The following is a 4934-nucleotide window of genomic DNA, read 5'->3' as shown; positions in this document are numbered from 1 at the left end:
CCGGTAGGACACGTGAAACCAAATGGCGGTGTTTGGGCCGCCATTTGGTTTGGACCTCGTGCCGGTTGCGCTGTTCTTGCTCTTGAGGGGGCCTTAGTGGCCTTGGACCGCGATTGAACCGCTATTGCCGAAGCGCGTTGTCTGAAATGCGCTGGACGGGTGTCAGGATGGTCGACAACACCGTCTTTTCACCGGTGATGATATCAACATCCGCCGTCATGCCTGGGACAACTGGCAGGTCTGGCCCGAAGCCCCCGGCCTCGGCCTCAAGGCGCACGCGGAAATAGGGTTCGCCATTTTCGTCGGTCAGAACGTCCGGCGAAATATCGGTGATGCGGCCGTCTAGCCCCCCGTAAACTGAGAACTCATAGGCCGTGATCTTGATGACGGCTGGCAGGCCCGGCCAGATTTCCGCGCGGTCGGCGGGCGATAAACGCGCCTCCACCACCACAGCTGCATCGGCGGGCACCAGTTCCACCAGCGGCTCTCCGGTACGCACCACGCCACCGACGGTCGTCAGGAACAGCTTGTTGACGATGCCGTCTATCGGCGCCGTCACTTCCGATCGGGCGGACCGGTCCTGCATAGCGTTGGCCGCTTCTTCCAGCTGGGCCAACTCAAACTCGGCCTTCACCAGATCTTCCTGCGCTTCCTGGCGTATGCGGGCGTCGGCCTCGGCGATGCGCTGACGTATCTCTTCAAGGGCCGCTTCCGCCCGGGGTACGGCAAACAGGAGGTCGGACAGGCGTGTCTCGATCTGTTGCAGGATGCGTTCATCCTGAAGCAGCGCATTGTTCGAGACGGCGCCACGTTGCGCCAGCCGCCTCAAGCTTTCCACGCGTTCGCGAACCAGCTCGCGTTCGCGCTGGGTGTTCTGCCAGCGTGTTTCGAGCTCGGACAGTTCAAGCTCTTTCTGTTCAAGCTGAGCCTGCAGGATCTGCATTTCCGCAGCGCGCTCCTGGCGTCGCGTTTCAAACAGTTCACGCTCCTGTGCGACGATTGCTGGGATGACCGCTTGAAGCCCCTGTTCGAATGTCACGCTATCAAGACCAGCGACTTCCGCCCGCAAACGTTGGGCCCGCGCGCGGATCGATGTGATCTCAAGGCGGGTCTGGGATAGCTCGGCTGTGGAGAAGGAGTTCTCGACGCGCATCAGCACATCTCCCGCCTGCACCATCTGCCCCTCTCGCACGAGTATGGCGGAGATGATGCCACCCTCGAGATGCTGAATAAGCTGGTTCTGAACTTGCGGGACGACGCGCCCACCGCCGCGGGTTACCTGGTCGACCGATGTCAGGCTCGCCCACAGCAAGATGGCGGTGAAGGCTCCGGTTAAGGCATACAGCAGTGTCGTATCGGCCTTACGCGCCAGGCTATCGCAGCGGCGCGGGTAGGGTAACGGGGTGTCGCCGTCAGTGGATGGTTCAAAAGCAAGGGACATGGTTTGGGCCCGGATGGAAAAGCCTAGGGAACCACTTTGCCCCGCAGGCGGTTCATGAAGTCTTAAGCATACTGGCGCATCCGTTGGTTGGGCGTGCTGAGAGCTTGATGACGGGCTCAACCTGAACCAGGGAAGGTGGCCGCCTGTTTTGTGTCGTTCGCGCTCTCCGGTTTGCGCGACCATATGTCGGGCTGCGCATGAACGTCGATCGCATTCAGCAGGTGCTTAGGCGGCCGATGGCCGGCTCGCAGGATCGGACCGAACCCGCCATCCATTCAGACGCCCGTGCTGGCTGTTTCCCGCCCGAAGAGCACCTGCTGGCAGCGATTGATCGCGTGGCGCGCCAATGGTCAGGGCCCAACGCCAGCGCGCCAGAGGGTACCCATGATGGCAAACCGGTACCCACTGCCCAGGAACTGAGGGCACACGCGCAGGCGCATGATCTCGCCCTGCGGTACGAAAGCCGCGTTCTGGGAAGCTTGTCCCAGGATGACTTTCCCTGCTTGGCGCTGCTTGCGAGCGGCCGGTGCGTCCTGCTCGTCGCTCGTGATGATCATGGTCAGTTTCGTGTCGACCGCTCGCGCGATGTCGCTATCTGGGTGGACGGCGCCCAGCTTCAAGCGCGTTATTCCGGTACGATCTTTTTCCTTAAGCCCAAGGTCCGGGTGGCGACATCCCAGGCCGCGACGGCCCGCATCGGTGCGGGCGGTGCTGATGTGGCATCGCAAGGCGGGCCGACTGCCGAAGAGGCTTTATCGGATGCCAAAGGTCTGTACCGCAGGGTTTTCGACTTGTGTCTTCACGATGAGCGGCAGGCGCTTGGGAAGCTCGGTCTGGCCGCTGGCCTTTCCAACCTCCTGGTTCTCGCGCTGCCATTCTTCACCATGGCTGTCTATGACCGTGTGATCCCGCATGGTGCCATGGAGACGCTTTGGGCGCTCTCCATAGGTGTGTTTATTGCGCTTGCCGTCGATCTCACCTTGCGGATTGTGCGGTCGCGTTTTGCGGATGCGGTATCGTTGAAGATTGGCCTTGATCTTCAGGCCTCCCTTTATGACAGGCTGATGGGGGCAAAACTGAGCGAGGCGCCCCGCTCCCCCGGGGGCTTGTCGCGGCTGGCGCAGGAGGTTGACGTCATCACGCAGGCGGTACCGCAATTCTTCATTTCACTTGCCGTGGATGTGCCTTTCTTCCTAATCCTGCTATTGCTTTTATATTCGCTTGGTGGACCTGTTGTTGTCGCGCCGCTTTTGGGCGTTTGCGCGCTCCTTGCCGTCCATATTTATGCCCATGTGCGGGCGCGCCCGTCGATTGAAGCGGCGGCGGAGTTCAACAGGCAGCAATCCAACCAGTTGGTCGAGACATTGGCCTCACTGCCGACTGTCAAAGCGGCCGGCGCATCAGGTGAGTTGCTGCGATCATGGGAGCGGACGGGCGATGATGCCGGTTATGAGGGGCATCGCACGCGACTGTGGCTCAACATGACCCACTCCTCTCAGATCATCATCACACAGTTCGTTGTGGTGCTGACAATGATCATCGGCGCTTATCTTGTTGCCGGCGGTGCGATGACGGTTGGCGCACTGGCGGCCTCGACGCTGTTGGTCGGGCGGTCTCTGTCGCCGGTTGGCCAACTGGTTGGCCATGGCGTTCGTCTCCTGCACATGGTGCCAAGCGCTGATGTGATTGCCCGTTTGATGGATAGTGAGCAGGAAGTAGGTGGAGAGAGCAGAGCGGCCCGGCGTCGTGCCCTCAGCGGTGCGATCGAAGTCTCCGGATTGTCGTTTGTCCACCCTGGGGCCTCTCGCTCGACGCTTGAAGGATTGAGCTTCTCCATTCAGGCGGGGGAGCGCGTGGCGGTCATTGGTCGCATTGGTTCGGGCAAATCAACATTGCTGCACACGCTTTTGAGGCTGCATGAGCCCAGCGTTGGCTCGGTTCTGTTCGATGGTGCGGATGCGCGCCAGTTTGCGCCTGACCATATCCGTCGACACTTCGGCTACATGGCCCAAGACAGCATCTTGTTCGACATGAGCCTGCGCGAGGCGATCACGGTCGGTCTGGGTTCCGTCTCGGACAAAGCTTTTGAGCGTGCCGTCCAGCTATCGGGTGTCGCAAGCTTTGCATCGACGCTATCGCAAGGCTACGCAACGCCGGTCGGACCACGCGGCAGTTTCCTGTCTGGTGGTGAACGTCAGGCCGTCGCCTTGGCTCGTGTCTTGGCGATGGAGCCGGCAGCATTGCTGCTTGATGAGCCCACAGCGTCGATGGACAATACGCTTGAGCTTCAGCTGATCGATAATCTCAGGCGTTACATCGATGGCAGAACATTGATCCTCGCGACGCACCGAGCAGCACTTTTGGCACTGGTGGATCGGGTTATCTGGCTTGATCGCGGACGTATTCTCGCAGACGGCCCACGCGATGAGGTCCTTGCTAAGATAAATCGGCCCAGTGGACCGGCGGCAAACGATACGACGTCACTTGGCGAACGCCGATCGGGCTCACGCCGGCAAAGCGACGGACAGCGTGATCCCGCGCAACCCGCGATAGCTGAGCAGCGTTCGCTCTGACCTGTCTGGCCAGCCAAACTTAACGCTCGCCTAACGTCTCCAGCCTATTGTCTGCCAACGCCCGCTTGCGCAGAACGGTTCCCACAGCATGGCTGACGATCCCCAGGAAGAAGAGAACTATTGGCCTGGTTATGTCGACGCGCTGTCGACGATGACCATGGTTCTCACCTTTGTGATGATGATCCTCGTCATCGTGGTTTTCATGCTGATCCAATACACATCTCGCTCCGTCGTCGATGACCTGGTTGCAGAGGCAAACGTCGGTACGGGTGGCGGCACCCAGCAGGTGGAACGTTTGGCTGATACCGATGCCGATACGACGACAACCGCCCGCAACACCGGTTCGCCGCCGATTGTCACAAGCTTGGATGACCGGCAGCAGGAAACAACCGTTCAAAGTGTGGCTGTGGAGGTCGAAGTTGAGGCTGAATCGCAAGAGCAAGCCGAAGTGCGCGATACGGGCAGCCAGGACGCGGTTACTGTGTCGCAAGCCGGATTGGTCGTCACGTTCCTCGGCAACAACACAACCCTCGACGACCCTGCCATGGACGTGATCCGCGATTTCGGTGCCAATAGCGAGCTGGGTCAGTCGGAACGCACCCTTGAGTTGATCGGTTACGCCAACACGACCCAAGGCAACGCGACCGATCTGCGGCGCATCGCTTACTATCGTGCCATGATGATCCGAAACGAATTGCTCAGTTCGGGGATACCGCCGGACAGGATCTCGGTTGGCGTGCGCGACGTGACCACCGAAGAAGAAGGGCAGGAAGTCAAGGTCTTCGGCCGGTAAGGTTTCGAGCGTTTCTGACGACGCGCAATAAATGTGACTTAACGCAATTTTATGACCTGCCGTTCACTTTAAGGCGTGTGCGGCCGGTGTGCGCGTCGGTCGTGGGTAAAAGGTTTTGTGTTCCCGT

At 60.2% G+C, this 4934-nt stretch carries 3 protein-coding genes; 2 read left to right on the top strand and 1 reads right to left on the bottom strand.

Annotated elements, in window-relative coordinates; translation table 11 throughout:
* Nucleotides 1-121: 121 nt before the first annotated feature.
* Nucleotides 122-1441, bottom strand: coding sequence for an HlyD family type I secretion periplasmic adaptor subunit (locus AAF739_05930; protein ID MEM6382195.1), 1320 nt, complete (start codon nt 1439-1441; stop codon nt 122-124).
* Nucleotides 1442-1638: 197 nt separating this feature from the next.
* Here AAF739_05930 and AAF739_05925 point away from each other — a divergent pair, with 197 nt between their 5' ends.
* Both AAF739_05925 and AAF739_05920 read left to right on the top strand, forming a co-directional pair.
* Nucleotides 1639-4014 carry an ATP-binding cassette domain-containing protein gene (locus tag AAF739_05925; protein MEM6382194.1) on the top strand — a complete coding sequence of 792 codons (2376 nt, stop codon included), beginning with the start codon at nt 1639-1641 and terminating at the stop codon, nt 4012-4014.
* An 88-nt stretch (nt 4015-4102) separates the two neighbouring features.
* Entirely contained in the window at nt 4103-4807 is a 705-nt protein-coding gene (locus tag AAF739_05920) for a hypothetical protein (GenBank protein MEM6382193.1), read from the top strand.
* Nucleotides 4808-4934: the final 127 nt, after the last annotated feature.

It is taken from the genome of Pseudomonadota bacterium (assembly GCA_039024915.1).
GTDB lineage: Bacteria > Pseudomonadota > Alphaproteobacteria > Rhizobiales > MH13 > MH13.
This window is presented reverse-complemented; position numbering and strand designations above follow the sequence as displayed.